This window comes from Amycolatopsis jejuensis (assembly GCF_000717335.1).
In the GTDB taxonomy this organism is placed as follows: domain Bacteria; phylum Actinomycetota; class Actinomycetes; order Mycobacteriales; family Pseudonocardiaceae; genus Amycolatopsis; species Amycolatopsis jejuensis.
Map to the genome: position 1 here is coordinate 39,211 of NZ_JNYZ01000018.1, position 19,975 is coordinate 59,185.

Genomic DNA, 19,975 nt, shown 5'->3' on the forward strand with positions numbered 1-19,975 from the left:
CGGAGGCGCCTCCGGCACAGCCATGGCAACGGGTACGGGGACGGTCAGCGCGGCGTTGGAGCAGGCGAACACGCCGAGCGTCATCACCCTGGTCACCGGTGGACTCGCGCTGCTGGTGGTCCTCGCCGGCGGGACGCCGTGGCGGTTCGCCCGCAACGTGATCACCATCGTGCACGAGGCAGGGCACGCGCTGGCAGCGGTCCTCGTCGGACGCCGGCTGCGGTCGATCCGGCTGCATTCGGACACCTCCGGGGTCACGGTGTCGCGCGGCAAGCCCGAGGGACCGGGCATGGCCTTCACCGCGATGGCCGGTTACGTCGCACCGTCGGTGCTGGGCCTGCTGTTCGCGAGCCTGATCGGTGCCGACCTCGTCACGGCGGTGCTCGTGCTGGTCGCGTTGCTGTTGCTGGGCGTGCTGATCATGGTCCGCAACGCCTACGGTGTGTTCACGGTGGTGGCGAGCGCGGTCGTGCTGGGCCTGGTCGCCCTGGTTGCGCCGAAGGTGGTGCAGGCACCGTTCGTGTACCTGCTGACGTGGTTCCTGCTGTTCGGCGGGGTCCGCCCAGTGGTGGAGCTGCAACTCAAGCGACGCCGAGGACAGGCCCGCGACTCCGACGCCGACCAGCTCGGCCGCCTCACCGCCGTGCCGCCGGTGCTGTGGGTGCTGGTGTTCGTGGTGCTCACGGTGAGCTGCGTCGTAGCGGGCGGGCTGTGGCTGCTGCAGCCACTGGCGCCGTAATGGGCCGGTTCCGCCCGGGTCTCTCGGGCTCCGGCTCCGCCTGGGGTCGGCACGCGGGCTGATGTCGGGCGCGGTGCTGCCCAGGAGGACCCGTGGTGGCGCGAGCAGTCACGAGCTGCGCGCGCACGGCAGTGACGTGCTGCGCGAACGCGGGTCGGCGACGTGCTGCGCGGGCGCGACCCCGGTTGCTACACCGGCATCTAGCCTGTGGCGAGCTGCGTGGCGCGACCGACCGTGGCTGCTGACGGTGACCGTGCTGGCGGGCGGTGACCGTGGTGGCTGGCGGATCAACCGCGGCGGCCGCAGACCATTGCGAGCTGTTGGGTGGCTTGATCCTGCGAGGGTGCGGGATGCTGCGAAAGCACGTAGTGCCGCGAGTACGACGTGGTGCAGCGAGGGCGCAGCGAGGGCACTGCTGCGCTGCCGACGTGGGTCCATCCCGACCGTAGCCAGGCGGCGGTCACGCGCCGCCCGAGACGACCGGTGCCACCGCGTAGGCCGTGACCTGGTCTCCAGGGTGCGCTGGGCGTCCCGAGGACTGAGCCCGTCGTCTTCCCACGTGGGCGCGTACGGCAGACTGGACGTCTGCTGTGCGCGGAGGGAGACAGACGATGGACGAGGTCGCGAAGGCCGTCGAGGAGTGTGCGCGGGCGGCCAAGGCTGCTGCGCCGTCGCTGGCTGCTGCCGGGGACGACGCGGTCGACGCGGCGCTCCTCGGGATGGCGGAGCGGCTCGTTGCGCATCGGGACGAGGTGCTCGAGGCCAACCGGGCCGACGTCGCCAAGGCGACCGCCGACGGGATGAGTGCCGGTCTGCTCGACCGGCTCACCATCACTCCGGAGCGGCTCGACGGCATGGCTGCGCAGCTGCGGCTGCTGGCCGGTGCGCCGCACCAGGAGCGGGCGGTCGACGTGTCCACGTTGGACGGTGGGCTGCGGCTGATCGAACGGCGGCGTCCGGTGGGCGTCATCGGCGCGAACTACGAGGCGCGGCCGAACGTGACCGTCGATGTGGCGTCGCAGCTGGTGAAGTCGCGCAATGCGGGCGTGTTGCGTACCGGGTCGGCGGCGCTCGGCTCGGCGCAGCGGCTGCGCGAAACCGTGATCGCACCTGCGCTGGACGCGGCCGGGATCGATGCGGACGTCGTGCAGCTGGTGCCGCGGGTCGAGCGCGAAGCCGCGTCGGCGCTGGTCCGGTTGCCCGGGCTCGTGCCGCTCGTCATCCTGCGCGGCAGTGGCGACAGCACCCGCGCGCTGGCCACCGAGGCTGCGGTGCACGGGGTTCGCACGCTGGCCCACGCGGACGGCGGTGGCGTCCTGTACGTCGACGTCGCGGCGGACGCCGCCAAGGTGCGGGACCTCGTGTTCGCGAGCCTCGACCGGCTCGGCGTGTGCAACCGGCTGAACCTGCTGCTGATCCACGAGGACGTGCACGATGCCGTCTGGCCGCAGATCGAGTCGGCGCTCGCCGACCGCGGGGTTACGCCGTCGCTCGCGCCGCACGAGCACGCGATCGGGTACGAGTGGGCGCTCGACTCCGAGCGGGAAGCGACCGTCACGGTCGAGAAGGTCGGCGGGCTTTCCGACGCGGTCGAGATCGCGAACGAGCGCACGTCCGGCCTGGCCGCGGGGATCGCGACCGAGAACCCGGCCGCCGCGGAGCAGTTCTTCGACGGCTACACCGGTACGGGCGTGTTCTGGAACGCGCCCACCCGGCTGCTCGACGGCTTCAAGCTGCTCGCCGTACCGGAGACCGGCATCAACCTTGACCGGGTGCCGGGTCCGCGCGGGCCGGTGACCTACACCGACCTGTACGTGCGTCAGTACGCCGTCGTGCCGGCCTGACCACCGGCGAAAGGGACACGATGACCGGGCGGCCGCACGTTCTGCTGTCCGCGGCGCAGTCGCTCGACGGCTACCTCGACGACGCGGGCAGCACCCGGCTGCTGTTGTCCAACGAGGAGGACTTCGCGGAGGTCGACCGGCTGCGCGCGGAGGCCGACGCGATTCTCGTCGGCGCGGGCACGGTGCGGGCCGACAACCCGCGGCTGCTCGTGCGTTCCGCGGAGTTGCGTCGCGAGCGGGTGGCGGCCGGGCGGCCCGAGCAGCCGATCAAGGTGACGGTCACAAGCAGCGGCAAGCTGGACCCGGCGTCGCGGTTTTTCACCACCGGCGACGCGCCGAAGCTCGTCTACGCACCCGCGGGCAGCGCCGACGGTCTCGGTGCCGTCGCGACTGTCGTGGACGTCGGCGCCCCGCCGCAGATCGAGCGGGTCCTCGACGACCTTGCGGAGCGCGGCGTCCGGCAGCTGCTGGTCGAAGGCGGCGGGACGGTGCACACGCAGTTCCTCGACGCCGGACTCGTCGACGAACTTCGTCTCGCGATCGCCCCGATCATGGTCGGCGACCCACGGGCACCGCGATTTCTCGGCCCGGGCGCGTTTCCGCGGCCGCTGCAGCTCACGGAAGCGCGACGGCTCGGGGAAATCGCGGTGCTGCGGTACCGCGCTGCGGCCGAACCGTCGTCGCTCGACCTGGCGCGATTGCGGCAGGCGATCAAACTCGCCGACGAGTGCCCGCCCAGCTCGACGTTCCGCGTCGGTGCGGTCGTCGGCCTGCCGGACGGGACGGTCCTCGCCACCGGCCATTCCGGCGAAGGCGATGCGCACAACCACGCCGAAGAAGCCGCGCTGGCGAAGCTCGACCCGCGCGATCCACGGCTGGCCGACGCGACGATGTACAGCTCGCTCGAGCCGTGCAGCGATCGGGCGTCGCACCCGAAGAGTTGTACGCAGTTGATTCTCGAAACGGCCATCCCACGCGTCGTGATCGCGTGGCGTGAGCCGTCGCTTTTCGTTGAGGCGGAAGGGGTTGAGCGGCTCGTCGCGGCCGGGCGCCGGGTGATCGAGGTGCCCGCGCTGGCATCCGAAGTGCGGCGCGCGAACACGCATCTGCCCGGGGTGCGGCCCTAGGGCCGTGTCTCCGAAATTCGCCGGGATGATCGGCAAGTGATTCGTTCTGGTGCGATCTCGGACAGGTGGTGGGAGGTCGCACGGCTGAGGCGCTCCCGGAAGGGCTTGCGTGGCAGGCCGCTGGCCGATCCGCCTGATCTGGCGGTTCCGAGCGGGGACGCCGTGGCGGGACGGGCCCGAAATGTTCGGGCCATGGCGATATAGTCGGGAAACGTCACCAACGGTTCTGCATCGGCGGCGCCTGTCAGGGGATGTTCGACGTCGTGCAGTCCAGCTGCGGCTCGGATCGCGCCGTGGTGGCCGACGATCGGTTGCCACGAAGAAGATCACGCGTCTCCGCACACTGAACCTTGTCGCATCGGGAACCCCGTTGCGTGTTCAGCTCTGCGGGGCTCACCAAGACCGGCGGGATCTTCGCACTTCACCGATCGACATGTTCCGCCGCCGTCGGAACAGCCCGCGCAGTGTTCCCACATTGCGGTAGCCGACCCTGGCGGCGACCGCCTCACCCGTGAGATCGGTGGTTCGCAGCAGGTGAGTGGCTCTTTCCAGCCGGATCTCGTTGACGAAGTCTCTCGGCGACATGCCGAGCTCCGCAGCGACCGTACGTTGCAGACCGCGTTCGGTGGCCCCGAGCTCTCGTGCGGCAACAGAAATCCTGATGCTTTCGCCGAGATGGCAACGCACCCAGCGCTCGAATGCCGCGACGAGCGGGTGGTCGCGGGCGAGCACCTCAGGGACGATGAAGTCGAGCCGCGCCTGCCGGTTGCCTACCATCATGAACCGGCTGACGAGTTCCGACAGCGCCGGACTTCTGTCGTGTACCAGGGAAAGCGCGAGATCGAGGTGTCCCAGCGCGGCGCCTGCGGTCATCACGCGGCCCGCGCGGCACAGCGTCCTGCTTTCGTCCAGCTTGACCTTCGCGTAGCGGCGGCGGAACGCCGGACCGAGCCACCAGCTGGTGGTTGCGGGCGCACCGTCCAGCACGCCGGCTTCGGCAAGGAAGAAGGTGCCGGTGCAAGCGGCTGCCACGCCGGCCCCTGCCGCACGTGCGTCGGTGATCAGCTCCAGAATCCTCCGGCTGGAGGGGGCGGACACCAGCTCGATCAGCGCGTCCGCCTCCGGCACGTTCACGGCAGGCACGATCAGCTGTCCGACTTCGCCGGTCAAACTGGTAAGCGGTGCAGTCCGGATTTCGTAGCCATTGCCCGTCTGCACTGTGGTACTCGTGGACACCACCCGGATGCGCCACGGCGGAGGCGGGGACTCCAGCTGATCGCGCAGGGAGTTCGCAGTACGCAGGGCTTCCAGCACCGCGGAAAATCCGAAGTCGGCGACACCGTCGACAACGAGGACCGCGACATCCATGTCGCATACAGTACTGAACGTGTCGTATCCGACACTGTCCAGGTGTTGATCTTGGTCGTTACGCTCGGTGGAGACAGTTCCGCCCCTACTTCTTCCCGGAGCACCCCTTGACCCTGATCACGACGACTGGTTTGCACCACCTCCGGCTCACGGTGACCGAGCTGGACAGGTCCTGCGAGTTCTATACGAACGTGCTCGGTTTCGAGATCGCCGCCAGATCGACCGGAAGCGCGGACGACCCGGAAGTACGGGCCGATCCGTGGCGGTTCTACGGTGGCGTTGTCCTCCAGGCCAACGGAATGCTGCTCGGCCTGCGCCCGGTCGCGGAAAAGTCGGAAAGGTTCGTGTCGGAGCGGGTCGGACTGGACCATCTGAGCTTCACGGTGGATTCGGTGAACGAGCTCGAGCTGGCCGTTCACCGGCTGGACGAGGCGGGCGTCGAGCACGGCGACATCATCGAGTGGGCCGACTTGGGGATTGCGATCCTGTCGTTCGACGATCCGGACGGCATCCACCTCGAGCTCACCGCCCCGCTGTAACCGGACGCCCGGGCCGGATTCGGTCGCAGTTCGTTCCGCTCTGAGCGGCGACTGCATCCTCTGGCCGTCGAGCCGGGGGTCTTACGCGGACGTGCGTCGGACTCGGTTTTCGTTGCTGCCGCCCCTGGTCGGAAAACGGGCGTTGCAGCGCGGTTTCGCGCTGCAACGCCCGTCCCGAAAAGTGCGGTCGAGGCTATTCGATCAGCAGGCGCCGTTGTCCGCCCACACGCCCCATTCACCCGTTGTTCCGGGTTCCTCGCCTTGGGTCCACCATTTGGCGGTCCATTTGTGTCCGTTGTGCGAAACTGCGTTGCCGCCGGTGTAGACCTGTGATTTCTGCCATTCCGGTGTGGAGCAGTTTCCCGGAGGATTGGTGGTGGGGGTGGTCGGTGCGGTGCTCTGTGGTGGGGTGGCTCCGGCGAAACGGGTGGTGAATTTCGTGAACTCCCAGTCGTTTTGCTGGACGTTCGAGCACACGGCGTTGTCGGTCGTAGTCGTGCACTGGCGGTCGCGGTTGACTGCCCAGAAGGTGAACCGGCCGAGATGGTGGCTGGTTGCGTAGTCGTAGACGGTCTGGAAATCGGAAATGTTGAAGTACTCCGAGACGTCGGACTTTCCGTTCATTCCCGAGAAACCTTCGTGGGAATACGCGGTGGCACTGTCCCAGCCGAGGTGACTTTGGAGCAGGCCGTGGAACGCTTCCAGTGCCGACACCTGCGAGGAACCGCCGTTGAAGCCGCCGTCGAACGGCATGATGGAGAAGTTGTTGGGCGTGAAGCCGATCGACTTCGCCTGGTCCAGCAATTGGGTGCCGAACCAGCCGGTTCCGGCCGCGGTACCCGGCATGGTCACCGAAATGAAGAGACCCGGGTTGTCGGCCTGCAGTTTCTTCGCGGCGCCGAGTTCGTTCGCGATGGCGGCGGAGTTTTCGTACTCGGGTTCTTCGAGGTCGAAGTCGATTGCCTTGAGATTGTACTTGGAAATGACCTGCTGATACGCGGCGGCGGTGGCATCGACATTTCCGCAGGTCTGACCCAGTTTCGTCCCGCCGTATCCGCCGACGGAAACCGAAACGTCACCACCGTTTCCGCGAATGCGATTGATGGCATTGCCGACGGTGGTGTCCGAGGAAACCGGTGACGTACCGTCCCAGGTGGGGCTGCATCCGCCGCCGTTGGGGGCGAGAATGAAGGCGAGCTGGAAAGCTTTCTGCCCGGTCGCATTCATCACGGTCACCGGATCGGGCGGGTTGTTGCTTTGCGGCATGAGGTACGGAGCGGCGGCGTACCAATTGTTTTCGAGGGCCGCGGTGGCCGACGTCTCGGGCTGTGCGTGCGCGGTCGCGGCCACAACGCCGGCCGTCCCGAGCACGGTGGCCGCGGCGACGAGAGTGGCGGCCAGTCTGCTTCGCTGCATCTGTCCTCCGGCTGTCGAGCGGGGAGCGAGTGCGGTAAGCATTGGACTAGACCATTACGAAGTCAAGGTGCGACAACACCTTGTCGCCCAGCGGCGGGTGGTTCGGGAGGTTTGCCGGAATCTTGTCCACCGCGTTCCCCCTTGCGGCGCAACGACTCCGCGCAAGGGGACGCAGACCACTGCGGCGAGTGGTCCACTTTCGGCGTGGTGGAGGGCAGGGGGGAGAGCTCGGTGGGGTGGGCAGCCGGATCGGAAAGAGGACGGGAATGGGGAAAGGGGTGGGGATAGGCGGAAGACGAGGTGGGAGGGGAGTGGGGGCGGGAAGGCGCGGGAGGGAAGAGCCGGGCAAGGCGGGCAGGGACAGAGGCAAGCGAGGTGCGGCAGAGCGGGAAGGGGCAAGGCAGGGCAGCGCCGCGCGGGCAAGGAGGGCGAAGGCAAGGCAGGCACGGCAGAGCGGGAAGGGGCAAAGCGGGCCAGCGCCGCGTGGCCACCGAGGGCAGGGCAAGGCAGGCACAGCAAAAGCGGGAAGGTGCAGAGCGGGAAGGGGCGGGAGGGCAGAGCCGGGATAGCAGGCAGCGCCGGGCGGGCAGGGGCAGGGGAGGCACGGCAAAGCGGGCAGGGACAGGGCGGGAAGGGCAGGGACAGGGCGGGAAGGGGCAGAAGCCGAGAAAGTCCCGGATCAGGAGCGGTCAGTCGTTCTCCAGATCGCCTTCCAGGCTCAGGTACACCTCTCGCAGCTGGGCCAGCAGTGATGGATCCGGGTCGCCCCACAGGTTTCTCTCGGCGGCTTCCGTCAGGCGTTCGATGATTCCCCGCAGGGCCCACGGGTTGGCATTCCGGAGGAACTCCTGGTTTTCCGCATCCAAGACATACGATTCCGACAACTTCTCGTACATCCAGTCTCCCACCACCCCTGCGGTGGCGTCGAAGCCGAACAGGTAATCCACCGTTGCGGCCAGTTCGAAGGCGCCCTTGTACCCGTGCCGCCGCATCGCCGACAGCCAGCGTGGGTTCACTACCCGCGCGCGGAAGACCCGGGCCGTTTCCTCACCCAAAGTGCGGGTGCGGACGGCGTCGGGCGTGGTCGAGTCGCCGACGTACGATGCCGGGGCCGCGCCCGTCAAAGCGCGGACGGTGGCGATCATTCCGCCGTGATATTGGAAATAGTCGTCCGAATCCGCGATGTCGTGTTCTCGGGTGTCCGTGTTCTTCGCGGCCACCACGATGCGCTTGTACGACGTTTCCATGTCCTCGCGGGCTGGGCGGCCGTCGAGGTCCCGGCCGTAGGCGAAGCCGCCCCAGACGGCGTATACCTCGGCCAGGTCCTTGTCGTCGCGCCAGTTTCCGGAGTCCATCAGGGGGAGCAGGCCCGCGCCGTATGCGCCGGGTTTCGAGCCGAAGATGCGGGTCGTGGCGCGGCGGGCGTCGCCGTGGGAGGACAGGTCCGACAGGTAGTGCGCGCGGACGAAGTTCGACGACTCCGGTTCGTCCAGGCCGGCGACCAGGCGGACGGCGTCGTCGAGCAAGGTGATGACGTGCGGGAAAGCGTCGCGGAAGAAGCCGCTGATCCGTACTGTCACGTCGATTCGCGGGCGGCCCAGTTCGGACAAGGCGATCGGCTCGATACCGGTCACGCGCCGGGAAGCTTCGTCCCAGATTGGCTGGACGCCCAGCAAAGCCAGGACTTCCGCGGCGTCGTCGCCGGACGTACGCATCGCCGACGTGCCCCACACCGACAGGCCGACCGACTGCGGCCAGTCGCCGGTGTCCTCGCGGTAGCGCTGCAGCAGGGAATCCGCCAGTGCCTGGCCGGTTTCCCAGGCCAGACGGCTGGGGATGGCCTTGGGGTCGACAGTGTAGAAGTTGCGGCCGGTCGGCAGGACGTTCACCAAACCGCGCAACGGGGAACCGCTCGGACCGGCCGGGATGTAACCGCCGTCCAGGGCATGCAGTACAGCGTCCAGTTCGCTGGACGTACCGGCGAGGCGGGGGATGATTTCGGTGGCGGCGAAGGTGAGGACCTGGGCGACCGCAGAATCCGGACCATCCAGAACCGAGGCGACGACCGAGGGAACCGCGGTGGGGTCCCAGGCGTGGGATTCCATGGCGGAGACCAACGAGTGCGCAGTCGTCTCGATGGCGTCCACTTCGGACAATGATGCAGCAGAGTTTTCCTTCAACCCCAAGGCGGAACGCAAACCGGGGACGGCGCCTTGCTTACCGCCCCACATCTGCTGCGCGCGGAGCATTGCGAGGACGAGATTGACCCGCGCGGCGCCGACCGGCGCGGCACCCAGGATGTGCAGCCCGTCGCGGATCTGCGCGTCCTTCACCTCGCAGAGCCAGCCGTCGATGTGCAGCAGGAAGTCGTCGAACTCGGCGTCGTGCGGGCGTTCGCCGACGCCGAGGTCATGGTCCAGTTTCGCGGCCTGGATGAGCGTCCAGATCTGGGCGCGGATGGCGGGCAGCTTGGCCGGGTCCATGGCGGCGATGTTGGCGTGCTCGTCGAGCAGCTGCTCGAGCCGGGCGAGGTCGCCGTACGATTCGGCGCGCGCCATCGGCGGGACGAGATGGTCGACGATCGTCGCGTGGGCGCGGCGTTTCGCTTGCGCGCCTTCGCCGGGGTCGTTGATCAGGAACGGGTACACCAGCGGCAGATTGCCCAGCACGGCGTCGGGAGCGCACGCCGCGGAGAGGCCGGCGGTCTTGCCCGGCAGCCATTCCAGCGAACCGTGTTTGCCCAGGTGGACGACGGCGTGGGCGCCGAATTCCTCTTCCAGCCAGCGGTACGCGGCGAGGTAGTGGTGGCTCGGCGGGAGGTCCGGATTGTGGTAGATCGCGACCGGGTTTTCGCCGAATCCGCGTGGTGGCTGGATCATCATCACGACGTTGCCCGACTGCAGCGACGCCAGCACGATGTCGCCCTCGGGGTTTGCCGACGTGTCGACATACAGCGAACCCGGCGCCGGGCCCCAGTGTTCTTCCATCGCTTCCCGCAGCGAATCAGGAAGCGCGGCAAACCACTGGCGGTAGCGCGCGGCGGGTACGCGGATCGGGTTACCGGCCAGCTGGTCCTCGGTGAGCCACTCCGGATCCTGGCCGCCCGCGGCGATCAGGGCGTGGATGAGCGCGTCGCCGTCGGGCTGGTCGGTTCCGGTCGGATCGACGCCGGGGAAGGCGTCCGGACCCAGGTCGTACCCGCGGGACCGCATCAGCCGCAGCAACTCCACCGCGGACGCCGGCGTGTCCAGGCCGACCGCGTTGCCGACGCGCGAATGTTTGGTCGGGTAGGCCGAAAGCATCAACGCGATCCGCCGGGAACCCACCGGAGTGTGCCGCAGCCGCGCGTGTGCGAGCGCGATCCGGGCGACCCGCGAAGCCCGCTCGGCGTCCGCGACATAGCGGGGGAGACCGTCCTCGTCGAACTCCTTGAAGGAGAACGGAACCGTGATGATCCGGCCGTCGAACTCCGGTACCGCCATCTGGTTACCTGCGTCGAGCGGGGACAGCCCCTCGTCGCTCGATGACCACGTCGACCGGTCGCTGGTGAGGCACAACGCCTGCAGCACCGGGACGTCCAGCGCGGCCATCTCCGCGACGTCCCACGATTCGTCGTCACCACCCGCTCCGGCGTCCGACGGTCGCGTGCCACCCGCAGCCAGCACGGTGACCAGCAGCGCGTCGACCTTCGCCAGCTCGGCCATCATCGACGGCTCACGCGTACGCAACGACGCCGTGTGGATCGGCAGCGCGCGCCCGCCCGCGGACTCGACCGCGTCGGCCAGCGCGTGCACGAACGCGGTGTTCCCGGACAGGTGATGCGCGCGGTAGTACAGGATTCCGACGACCGGGCCATCCACGGAAGAACCGGAAGGAGCAGGCCGCGAAAGGACCCCCCACGCCGGAAGCGACACGGGCGGTTCGAAGCCCTCGCCGGTGAGCAGCAGCGTGTCGGACAGGAATCGGTGCAGCTGGGTGAGGTTGTCCGGACCGCCTTGCGCGAGGTACGCGTGCGCCTGCGCGGCGATCCCGGCCGGAGTGGTGGACAGCTTCATCAGCTCCGCGTCCGGCGTCTGCTCGCCGCCGAGCACGACCACGTGTGCCCCGGATGCCCGCAGCGTGTCCAGGCCGTCCTGCCAGGTGCGCGGCGTGCCCAGGATCCGGACGACCACGATCGACACGCCGTCCAGCAGCCCCGGCAGGTCGCCGGCCTGGAGCCGGGCGGGGTTGCCGAGCCGGTAGTCCGCGGTGGCCGCTCGCGCGCTGAGCAGGTCGGTGTCCGAAGTGGACAGCAGCAGGATCACGGCGTTCCTCACTCGGGGTGTCCGCGCCCCGGGTCGACGGGCGCGCCGGCGGGAGTTCCTGGCTCCCGGCAGCCGGGTGGCTGCCGGTCACAGTGGCGGGACCGTCCCGGATTCGCACCGGGTTCCTCCGCTTGCCGACGCGGGTGCGCTCCCACTCTCGCCGGACGCGCGGACGCCGTCAAGGTGAACCACCCCTCATGCGGGTCTGCTCTCGCCCCCGATCCGCGGGAACGGCGCGGTGGAGAACAGCACCTCCACCGCGACCTCGAAGAACTCCGCGATCCGGAGCGCGAGGTACAGGCTCGGGCTGTACTCGCCGCGCTCCAGGTAGCCGATCGTCTGGTAGTGCACGCCGAGCTCATCGGCCAGCTGCCGGCGCGAGATCCCGCGCTCGGCGCGCAGCACCGCAATGCGGTTGTAGACGTTCTCGCTCACCGCGGATCACACACGCTGCAGTGCCCTTTCCCGACGCGCCGCCACCGACGACCCCGATTCGCGTCGCGCCATCCGCCGCAGCAGGATCGGGGCCAGCACCAATCCGATCACGGCCCACGCCGCGAGCACCCCCAGGGTCGCCCACGGCCGCCACGACTGCCCGATTTCCACCACCACCGCCTGGTCCGGCAGCAGTGCCGAGCGCATGCCGAGGCCGAGCCAGTACATCGGGAACACCTGGGCGACGTCCTGCAGCCAGCCCGGCAGCGCGGTGATCGGGTAGAAGATCCCGGAAATCGCGCCGAGCCCGAGCACCGGCAGCATGACCAGGCCCATCATCCGGGAGTCCTGGATCAGCGACCCGATGGCCGCGCCGATCGGCATCGTCGCGACGAGCCCGGCGGCGAGCACCCACAGCAGGTGCAGGAACGACCAGAACCCGCCCGGGGCCAGCCCGGAGAACAGGAACAGCGCCGGCACCAGCATGACGACGACCCCCGCCGTCTGCACCATCGAGAACGACGTGATCTTGCCGACGAGGTAGCCGAGCATCCCGTTGGGCGTGGCCTTGGCGCGCAGCAGCGTGCCGTCCTCGCGGTCGACGATCAGCGCGCCGGCCAGGCCGGACAGGCCGTTGAACACGATGCCCGCCCCGATCACGCTCGGCACCGTGGCGGTCCCCAGCGAGAACGTCGTGCCCGGCAGATGCGCGTCGCGCATGAAGAACAACGTCCCGAAGATCATGGCCAGCCAGACGATCTGGCCCATCAGGTCGTCGCGGTTCGTCCATTGCTGACGGAACTCGATGAGCCCGCGGCGGAGCCCGACCCGCATCGCGGTCCCTTGCGCGGTCGCGTTCATCGGAGCACCGCCCCGGATTCGGCGCGCTGCACGAGCGTGAGGTACGTCTCCTCCAGCGAAGCCCGCCGGACCTCCAGATCGGCGACCGCTTCGCCGTGCTGCTTGAACAGTTCGTACACGTACTTCGTCGCTTCCGTGGTGGAGTGCACGAATCGCTGCCCGTCGACGGTCCAGCGCACCTCGGCCTCGCCCGCGATCTGCCTGCTCAGCTGGTCCGGCGAACCATTGGCGACGATCGAGCCGCCGCTCAGGATCATGATCCGGTCGGCGAGCTTCTCGGCCTCGTCGAGGTCGTGCGTGGTGAGCAGGATCGTGGTTTCGTCGTCGGCCAGCCGGTGCACGAGGTCGTGGAATTCGCGCCGCGCCTGCGGATCGAACCCGGCCGTGGGCTCGTCCAGGAACAGCAGCTCGGGGCGGCCGACGATGCCGATGGCCACGTCGAGCCTGCGCCGTTGCCCGCCGGACAGCTGCCGGATCTTCTTGTTCGCGTGCTCGGTGAGCCCGACCGCCTCGACCAGTTCGGCGGTGTCCCACGGCCGCCGGATCCGGTCGGTGGAGTAGGGCGAGTAGAACGCACCGAGCAGGTCCAGCAGTTCGTACACGCGCCATTTGCCGTGGTCACGCCAGGACTGCAGGACGACGCCGAGCCGCGCGCGCCAGTCTTCGCCGCCGCGCGCCGGGTCGGTGTCCAGCACGGACACCTCGCCTGCGGACCGCATCCGGAACCCTTCGAGGATTTCGATCGTCGTGGTCTTGCCTGCGCCGTTGGGTCCCAGGAGGCACAGCACCTCGCCGCGGTGCGCGGTGAACGAGATGCCGTGCAGGACATCGTTCGACCCGTAGCGCATCCAGAGGTCATCGACGCGCAGCACGACGTCTTCTTGATCTCTCATCGAACCAACCCCCCCATCTTGCCTGTACGATTGAATGTAGCATACCTACTACATTTGAGAGCAATCCTGCTGACTCGCGCCCGGGTTACAGTGAGCGGCATGTCCAGCCCTGCCCGCGTGCGCGCCGACGCCTGTCCCGGGGTTTTCGCCACGCACGACGCAGCGGACGGCCCGCTCGCGCGCGTCCGGTTACCCGGCGGCGTCGTGTCGGCGGACCGGTTACGGGCGCTGGCCGCGTGCGCGGAGGAGCTCGGCGACGGCAATGTGCATCTGACCTCGCGGGCGAATGTCCAGCTGCGTGGCGTGCGGCGGCCGGGGCTCGCGGGACGGCTGGCGGAAGCCGGGTTACTGCCGTCGCCGAGCCATGAACGGGTCCGGAACGTGCTGGCCTCGCCGTTGAGCGGGGTGTCCGGCGGGCTCGCCGACGTCCGCGGGCTGGCTGCGGAACTCGATCTTGCCTTGTGCGCGCGTCCGGAACTCGCCGAGCTGCCCGGACGGTTCCTGTTCGGTTTCGACGACGGGCGCGGCGACGTCGTGGGCACCGACGTTTGCTGGCGGGCGCTCTCTCGAACGATCGGCACGGTCATGCTTGCCGGGCGCGATTCGGGTTGGCGGATCAAGCGAGAAGACGCGGTCACAGCGTTGCTCACAGTGGCGGAAACGTTTGCGCGGACGCGAGGTTCGGGATGGCGAGTCGGCGAGCTGGCCGATCCCGCGGGACTGCTGCCGGACGGTCCGCGCGACATACCACAGGAGCTTCCGACGCGGGTCGACCCGACGGTCGGGCGGATTCAGCGTGACGACGGCGGCGTGGCGATCGGCGTCGCACCACGGTTCGGACAGGTGACGGCCGCGCAGTTGCGGACGCTCGCCGACTGCGGCGACGCGCTGGTCACCCCTTGGCGTTCGGTGCTGCTACCCGGCGGCGCGGACGTCGAATACCTGCAGGCAGCGGGTCTTTCGACCGATCCGGCGACAGCGGACCTTACCGCCTGCATCGGCGCGCCGGGGTGTGCGAAGTCTCTCGCCGACGTCCGGGCGGATGCGGCGAAGCTGGTCGGCGTACGCGCGCATGTCGCAGGCTGCGCGCGGCGGTGCGGACGGCCGTCGGGGACCCACCATGACGTCGTTGCCGAACCCGGCGGCTACCGTGTCGACGGACGCTGGACCCCGGCGTCCGGTTTGGCGGAGGCGTTGGCGAGAAAGGGACCTTCGTGATCGACTACCTGCGGGACGGGGCCGAGATCTACCGGCACTCGTTCGCCACGATCCGCGAGGAGGCGGACCTGGCGATCCTGCCTGACGACGTCGCGGGTGTCGCGGTGCGGATGATCCATTCCTGCGGGATGGTCGACCTCGTCGACGACCTGCGGTACTCGCTGGACGTCGTCGAAGCGGGCCGCGCGGCGCTGGAGGCAGGCGCGCCGATCCTGTGCGACGCGAAGATGATCGCCAGCGGGATCACGCGCAAACGGCTGCCCGCGCGCAACGATGTCGTGTGCACTCTTGACGATCCGAGCGTGCCCGGGCTCGCCGAGCGGATGGGGACGACGCGGTCGGCCGCGGCGCTGGAGCTGTGGCGCGACCGGCTGCCCGGGTCGGTGGTGGCGATCGGCAATGCACCCACGGCGTTGTTCCGGCTGCTGGAACTGCTCGACGAGGGCGTTGGCGCCCCGGCCGCGATCATCGGGGTACCAGTGGGGTTCGTCGGTGCGGAGGAGTCCAAAGTGGAGCTTGCGAAGCGGGCGCCGGCACCGTACCTGGTGGTACACGGCCGTCGCGGCGGCAGCGCGATGGCGGTCGGCGCGGTGAACGCGATCGCGAGTGCGGCCGAATGACCGGGCGGCTGTACGGCGTCGGGCTGGGTCCCGGCGATCCGGAACTGATGACGGTGAAGGCGGCGCGGCTGATCGGCGAGGCGGAGGTCATCGCATACCACTGCGCGCGGCACGGCCGCAGCATTGCGCGGTCGGTCGCCGAGCCGTACCTGCGTGAGGGTCAGGTGGAGGAACGGCTGGTCTACCCGGTCACCACCGAGACCACCGATCACCCCGGCGGGTACGAGGGCGCGATCGCCGATTTCTACGAGCTGAGCGCGAAAAAGCTCGCCGAGCACCTGGACGCCGGACGTGACGTGGTGCTGCTGTGCGAGGGCGACCCGTTCTTCTACGGCTCCTACATGTACATGCACGAGCGGCTTTCCGGCCGGTTCCACGCGGAAGTCGTGCCGGGGGTGACGTCGGTGAGCGCAGCGGCGTCGGTGCTCGGCCGTCCGCTGGTGCAGCGCGACGAGGTGCTCACAGTGCTGCCCGGAACGTTGCCAGCGCCCGAATTGGCGCGGCGGCTCGCCGACACGGACGCCGCTGCGGTGCTGAAATTGGGGCGTACCTTCGGTTCTGTCCGTGAAGCGCTCGCGGAAGCGGGCAAGCTCGACGACGCGTGGTACGTCGAGCGGGCGACCTGGGGACAGCAACGGGTCGAGCCGTTCGCGGACGTCGATCCGGCTTCGGTGCCGTATTTCTCGTTGGCACTATTGCCCAGTCCGGCTTATCGGTCGCGAGTGGAGGGTGCTCCGGTTGAAGCTCCGTCTCATGTGGACGGTGGCGAGGTCGTGGTGGTCGGGCTCGGTCCGGCTGGTCCGGAGTGGCTGACGCCGGAAGCGTCGGCGGAATTGGCTGCGGCGGATCACATTGTCGGCTACGGACCGTATGTCGCGCGGGTGCCGCAGCGGGCGGGTCAGCAGCGACACGCGTCGGGCAACCGGGTCGAGGCGGACCGCGCGGTGGAAGCGTTGCAGCTGGCGGCTTCCGGCGCGAAGGTGGCCGTGGTGTCGTCGGGCGACCCCGGGGTGTTCGCGATGGCTTCCGCGGTGCTGGAACAGGTTTCGGCCGGACATGGTAGCGGTGTGCGAGTGCGGATCGTACCCGGCGTGACGGCGGCACAGGCGGCGGCTTCCCGGGTGGGCGCACCGCTGGGGCACGACTATTGCGTACTGTCCCTTTCGGACCGGCTCAAGCCGTGGGAGATCATCGAACGCCGCCTCGACGCGGCGGGCGCGGCGGATTTGGTGCTGGCGCTGTACAACCCGGCGTCGCGCACGAGGGTGACCCAGCTGGCGTCGGCGCGGGAAGTCCTGTTGCGACACCGGGCGCCGGAGACGCCGGTGGTGGTCGCGCGGGATGTCGGTGGTCCGGAGGAGGAGATCCGGGTGACGACTCTGGGTGAGCTGGATCCGTCCACTGTGGACATGCGGTGCCTGCTGATCGTGGGTTCGTCGAAAACGGTCGCCGAACCAGGCCCCGATGGGACGTCGATCGTGTGGACTCCGCGCACCTACTAACGCGTCGGATCCTTGCCGTTCGGCTGTGACGGCCCGGGCCCCGGTGACCACCAACCCCACACCGTGCGCTCGCCGTGCACGATCGTCGGGGCGACTCCGGTCGTGTACGGCTCCACCTGCAGTAGCTGGCCCCAGGACTGGGCCGGCTGGCCGATCAGGTAGCTCGGCACCTCGGGTTCGTCCGCGATCTCCTCGAGCCAGCCGATCGGGCCGCCGTTGGTGCTCGACGCCCACTTTGCCTCGTCGGCCAGCTGACCTGCGGTGATGCGGTAATCCGGCATCGCCGAGATGCCGTCGTGCGACGTGACCGGGTTCGCGCACGGGTACACGAACGACGCGGGCCAGTCGAGGTACACCGATTTGCCCGCGAGTTTGTCGGTGAGGGTGGTGAACGTCGGCACGCGTGGGGCGGACGCGGCGACCCAGCCGTCTTCGGTGAGGTCGTCGTCCACGATGGAGATGCGCACCGACGTGGTTTCCGGTGGCAGGTCACGGAGATTGATCCGCGTGTCGTTCCAGCTGCCGGTCCCCGCGCCGGGCGCGAGCACGAACTGGCTGCGCAGCACGCGCACCCCGGCCGGAGTATTCGTGCCGTACTCCAGGCTCACCGTCGTCGGACGGCGCGCCTGGCTCGCGGTGGCCACCACGACCTGACCACCGGCAGGCTTGTCCGACAGCGCATACCAGTCACTGCGCAGCCGTCCGGCGCGGGTCTGCGTGTCGAGGTAGCTGCTCCACATCGGCACCTTCTCCGGCGTGAACCCGTGCGGCGGCTCGGCGAGCGGGTCCTTGTCGTCGACTGCGCTGGTGTGGAAGCCGAGCTGGACGCGGCCGTTGTCCTGATCCGGGGTCGGCAGCGGCGACGGCTTCTCCGGCTTCGCGGGCACCGTGCGCTGTTCCGGTTGCGGATGCAGGACACTCGTCGCGGCGTCGCGTTCCACCATCACGTGGTCGGACAGGTTACAGCTCTTGCCGAACAGATGCCCGACGTTCGCCGCGCCCAGGCTGTAACTGCTGCGCTGCGTGTAGATCGCCGCTGCCATCGTGTAAAACTCGCCTGCCGCAACCAAACCGCACACCACGACCAGCGACAGCGACCCGAGCCGGAGCGACCGGCTCCCGCCTTCCGGCGCGGCCGCCGCACCCGGCCGATGCGCGCGAATGTTCTCCACGAACGCGTAAATCCCCGCGACCGCAGCAGCACCGAGCAGAATCGTCGACAGCGGAATCCCGCCGATCGACGGCGCGACGTTCGTCCACGGCACGCCAAGCCGCGACACGAACCAGTACGTGTTCGGCCCGGTCGCCGCCAACGCGCCGACCGCCAGCAACACGGCCAGAAACGCCGCGCGATTCCGGTTGGACCGCAACACCGTCGAACTTGTCGCCAGCGCGGTCAACGCCGCCATTGACGCGCCGACCGCGGCGAAGGCACCGAAGTGATGCGTCCACTTCGTCGGTGTCAAGGCGAGCAGGAGGAAGAACAACGCGGTGGTGGCGATCAGCCGCCGGCTCGGCCCGAGCGCCGCGCCCGGGATTCGCCCGCGGCGCAGCAGCACCACGAGACACGTCATCGTGCACAGCAACACGAGCAGCACCGGGAACCGCCGCGGCGCCGAGCCGTCCGGCAGATTCTCGAACAACAGCTGGTAGCGCGTGAGTTCCTGGAACCACGACAGGTTCGGGCCGACCGCGGTGCGGATGCGGGTGGCTTCCTGCACGGTCGCGAACGTCTGGTCGGCGAACACCACCACCAGCACCAGCAATCCGGACGCCACGATCGGCCCGAGAACCGGCAGCCAGCCGCTCGACGCCCGCTGCCGGACGAGCTTGAACAGCGGTTTCCCGGCGACCAGGAACGGTGCGACCGCGATCAGCCCGGTCGGCGTCGCCGCGAGCGTGAACGCGGCTGCGGTCAACCCCAGGCACACCGGCAGCAACCGGCGGGTGACGAGCGCGCGTTCCACCGCGCAGATCGCCAGCAGAGACCCCAGCGCGGCCACCGGTTCGGGCCGGACGCCGTTGTTGAACGGCATCCACCAGACCAGGAACACCGCCGCGGCCGCCCAGCCCGCCGCGCGGCTGCCGCGGACCTGCGTACCCAGCCGCGGCATGACCTCGCGGCTGATCAGCAGCCAGCTGATCACACCGAGCAGGTACGAGGGCAGCCGGATCCACGGCGGCACCGTGCTGACGTGCGTCATCAGCTCGTACAGGTGGTAGAACCAGCCGAACGGCGCCTCCGCGACGCCGAACCAGCGGTGGTAGTTCGTGAGGTACCCGGTCGCCTCGGTGACCCGGGCCATCGTGAGGATGTACCCGTCGTCCGAGGTCACCGGCCCGATGAAGACCCACGCGCCGAGCACGCCGAACACCGTCGCGTCGCGCCCGGTCAGCCGCCACCAGCCCACCGGCGCCCACCGCGGTGCGCGCCGCGCGAACCCGGCGTCCATCCGCCACACCACGATCAGGCAGCCGAGCAACGCCAGCACGGCGAGGATGCCGACGCCGACCTTCAGCGGTGTCGGCGAAGTCTGGTACCGGGTGTCGGGGACCACCGAGACGTGCAGCCCGGCGATCGGGTCGCGCGCGGACGTGATCGAGGAGTAGATGCCGAGCACGCGCGGCCGGACGTCGCCGGAGCTGTGGAAGATCGGGGTTTCGCCGACCGTGAGCGTCATCTGGGTCGCGTCGGCCGCGAGGCGCACCGAGCAGCCCGACTCAGGCAGCGGCTGCTGCGCGATCTGCTGTCCCTGGCTGGATGCGAGCAGCACGCCGTTGTCCACGCGCAGCTGCAGGCCGACGCCGTTGGCCGCGCGTTTCCCGGTGCGCCCGTCCGGCACGGTCGAGAAAAGCAGCGCCGGGCCGTTCGTCCGCGCGTCGAGCGAGCGGATCGTGGCGCACGGCAGGTCCGCTTTCAGGTCCTGTGCCCAATATCCGGTCAAGGGCGCGTTGACGGACCGGGTGTCGGAGGCTTGCGGCCACGCGATCACCGCGGTGTCCTGCACGACCGGCAGGAAGGGATAGGCCAGGGCGCACAGCGCCGAAAGCAACCCCAGCACTACGGCAATCGGACGCATCAGCGCAACGCTAACGGGTGTGACCGGGG

The 19,975-nt window shown here is 69.2% G+C and carries 14 protein-coding genes and 1 riboswitch; of the genes, 7 read left to right on the forward strand and 7 right to left on the reverse strand.

All coding sequences use genetic code 11. The features are described 5' to 3' along the window. Positions 1-22 precede the first annotated feature (22 nt). The 3 genes from OO71_RS24430 to OO71_RS24440 all read left to right on the forward strand — a co-directional run bounded on the left by OO71_RS24430 (position 23) and on the right by OO71_RS24440 (position 3,710). Positions 23-739, forward strand: a complete 717-nt coding sequence (locus OO71_RS24430) for a M50 family metallopeptidase (protein WP_033292210.1) — start codon at positions 23-25, stop codon at positions 737-739. Positions 740-1,350: 611 nt separating this feature from the next. Beyond that, entirely contained in the window at positions 1,351-2,583 is a 1,233-nt protein-coding gene (locus OO71_RS24435) for an aldehyde dehydrogenase family protein (protein ID WP_033292211.1), read from the forward strand. A gap of 20 nt (positions 2,584-2,603) precedes the next feature. Next, positions 2,604-3,710 (forward strand): dihydrofolate reductase family protein, encoded by a 1,107-nt coding sequence (locus tag OO71_RS24440; protein WP_033292212.1) that lies wholly within the window; start codon positions 2,604-2,606, stop codon positions 3,708-3,710. A 393-nt stretch (positions 3,711-4,103) separates the two neighbouring features. Here the strand turns inward: OO71_RS24440 and OO71_RS24445 are convergent, their stop codons facing one another. Then, positions 4,104-5,078: a GlxA family transcriptional regulator gene (locus tag OO71_RS24445; RefSeq protein WP_033292213.1), complete on the reverse strand. Its 975-nt coding sequence runs from the start codon at positions 5,076-5,078 to the stop codon at positions 4,104-4,106. Positions 5,079-5,185: 107 nt separating this feature from the next. Here OO71_RS24445 and OO71_RS24450 point away from each other — a divergent pair, with 107 nt between their 5' ends. Next, positions 5,186-5,617: a VOC family protein gene (locus OO71_RS24450; RefSeq protein ID WP_051792066.1), complete on the forward strand. Its 432-nt coding sequence runs from the start codon at positions 5,186-5,188 to the stop codon at positions 5,615-5,617. Positions 5,618-5,818: 201 nt separating this feature from the next. Here the strand turns inward: OO71_RS24450 and OO71_RS24455 are convergent, their stop codons facing one another. From OO71_RS24455 to OO71_RS24475, 5 genes are all read right to left on the reverse strand, one after another. Further along, positions 5,819-7,033 (reverse strand): chitinase, encoded by a 1,215-nt coding sequence (locus OO71_RS24455; RefSeq protein WP_033292214.1) that lies wholly within the window; start codon positions 7,031-7,033, stop codon positions 5,819-5,821. Between the two features lie 689 nt (positions 7,034-7,722). Continuing rightward, positions 7,723-11,337, reverse strand: coding sequence for a cobaltochelatase subunit CobN (cobN, locus tag OO71_RS24460; protein ID WP_033292215.1), 3,615 nt, complete (start codon positions 11,335-11,337; stop codon positions 7,723-7,725). Between the two features lie 52 nt (positions 11,338-11,389). After that, positions 11,390-11,465, reverse strand: a riboswitch (cobalamin riboswitch). Positions 11,466-11,532: 67 nt separating this feature from the next. Then, complete coding sequence (locus tag OO71_RS24465) at positions 11,533-11,772, reverse strand: helix-turn-helix transcriptional regulator (RefSeq protein WP_033292216.1); 240 nt, start codon at positions 11,770-11,772, stop codon at positions 11,533-11,535. A gap of 6 nt (positions 11,773-11,778) precedes the next feature. Continuing rightward, positions 11,779-12,633: an ABC transporter permease gene (locus OO71_RS24470; protein WP_033292217.1), complete on the reverse strand. Its 855-nt coding sequence runs from the start codon at positions 12,631-12,633 to the stop codon at positions 11,779-11,781. After that, the gene (locus tag OO71_RS24475) at positions 12,630-13,526 is read right to left on the reverse strand and encodes an ABC transporter ATP-binding protein (protein ID WP_051792068.1); all 897 of its coding nucleotides are present in this window, start codon (positions 13,524-13,526) and stop codon (positions 12,630-12,632) included. Before OO71_RS24475 ends, OO71_RS24470 begins: the two co-directional genes overlap by 4 nt. A gap of 99 nt (positions 13,527-13,625) precedes the next feature. Here OO71_RS24475 and OO71_RS24480 point away from each other — a divergent pair, with 99 nt between their 5' ends. Genes OO71_RS24480 through OO71_RS24490 form a run of 3 tightly spaced genes read left to right on the forward strand, consistent with a single transcriptional unit; the run spans position 13,626 to position 16,866 of the window. Continuing rightward, on the forward strand, positions 13,626-14,744 hold the full coding sequence (locus OO71_RS24480; protein ID WP_033292218.1) for a nitrite/sulfite reductase: 1,119 nt from the start codon (positions 13,626-13,628) through the stop codon (positions 14,742-14,744). Beyond that, entirely contained in the window at positions 14,741-15,364 is a 624-nt protein-coding gene (locus OO71_RS24485; RefSeq protein WP_033292219.1) for a precorrin-8X methylmutase, read from the forward strand. The genes OO71_RS24480 and OO71_RS24485 overlap by 4 nt, the downstream gene beginning before the upstream one ends. Then, entirely contained in the window at positions 15,361-16,866 is a 1,506-nt protein-coding gene (locus OO71_RS24490) for a precorrin-2 C(20)-methyltransferase (protein ID WP_033292220.1), read from the forward strand. The genes OO71_RS24485 and OO71_RS24490 overlap by 4 nt, the downstream gene beginning before the upstream one ends. Here the strand turns inward: OO71_RS24490 and OO71_RS24495 are convergent. Next, positions 16,863-19,946: an arabinosyltransferase domain-containing protein gene (locus OO71_RS24495; RefSeq protein ID WP_084145254.1), complete on the reverse strand. Its 3,084-nt coding sequence runs from the start codon at positions 19,944-19,946 to the stop codon at positions 16,863-16,865. The genes OO71_RS24490 and OO71_RS24495 overlap by 4 nt on opposite strands. Positions 19,947-19,975: the final 29 nt, after the last annotated feature.

Bases quoted from the DNA above. Each gene is read 5' to 3' on its own strand.
- OO71_RS24430 (WP_033292210.1), top strand. From the start codon at position 23: ATGGCAACGGGTACGGGGACGGTCAGCGCGGCGTTGGAGCAGGCGAAC.
- OO71_RS24435 (WP_033292211.1), top strand. From the start codon at position 1,351: ATGGACGAGGTCGCGAAGGCCGTCGAGGAGTGTGCGCGGGCGGCCAAG.
- OO71_RS24440 (WP_033292212.1), top strand. From the start codon at position 2,604: ATGACCGGGCGGCCGCACGTTCTGCTGTCCGCGGCGCAGTCGCTCGAC.
- OO71_RS24445 (WP_033292213.1), bottom strand. From the start codon at position 5,078: ATGGATGTCGCGGTCCTCGTTGTCGACGGTGTCGCCGACTTCGGATTT.
- OO71_RS24455 (WP_033292214.1), bottom strand. From the start codon at position 7,033: ATGCAGCGAAGCAGACTGGCCGCCACTCTCGTCGCCGCGGCCACCGTG.
- OO71_RS24470 (WP_033292217.1), bottom strand. From the start codon at position 12,633: ATGAACGCGACCGCGCAAGGGACCGCGATGCGGGTCGGGCTCCGCCGC.
- OO71_RS24475 (WP_051792068.1), bottom strand. From the start codon at position 13,526: ATGAGAGATCAAGAAGACGTCGTGCTGCGCGTCGATGACCTCTGGATG.
- OO71_RS24480 (WP_033292218.1), top strand. From the start codon at position 13,626: ATGTCCAGCCCTGCCCGCGTGCGCGCCGACGCCTGTCCCGGGGTTTTC.
- OO71_RS24490 (WP_033292220.1), top strand. From the start codon at position 15,361: ATGACCGGGCGGCTGTACGGCGTCGGGCTGGGTCCCGGCGATCCGGAA.
- OO71_RS24495 (WP_084145254.1), bottom strand. From the start codon at position 19,946: ATGCGTCCGATTGCCGTAGTGCTGGGGTTGCTTTCGGCGCTGTGCGCC.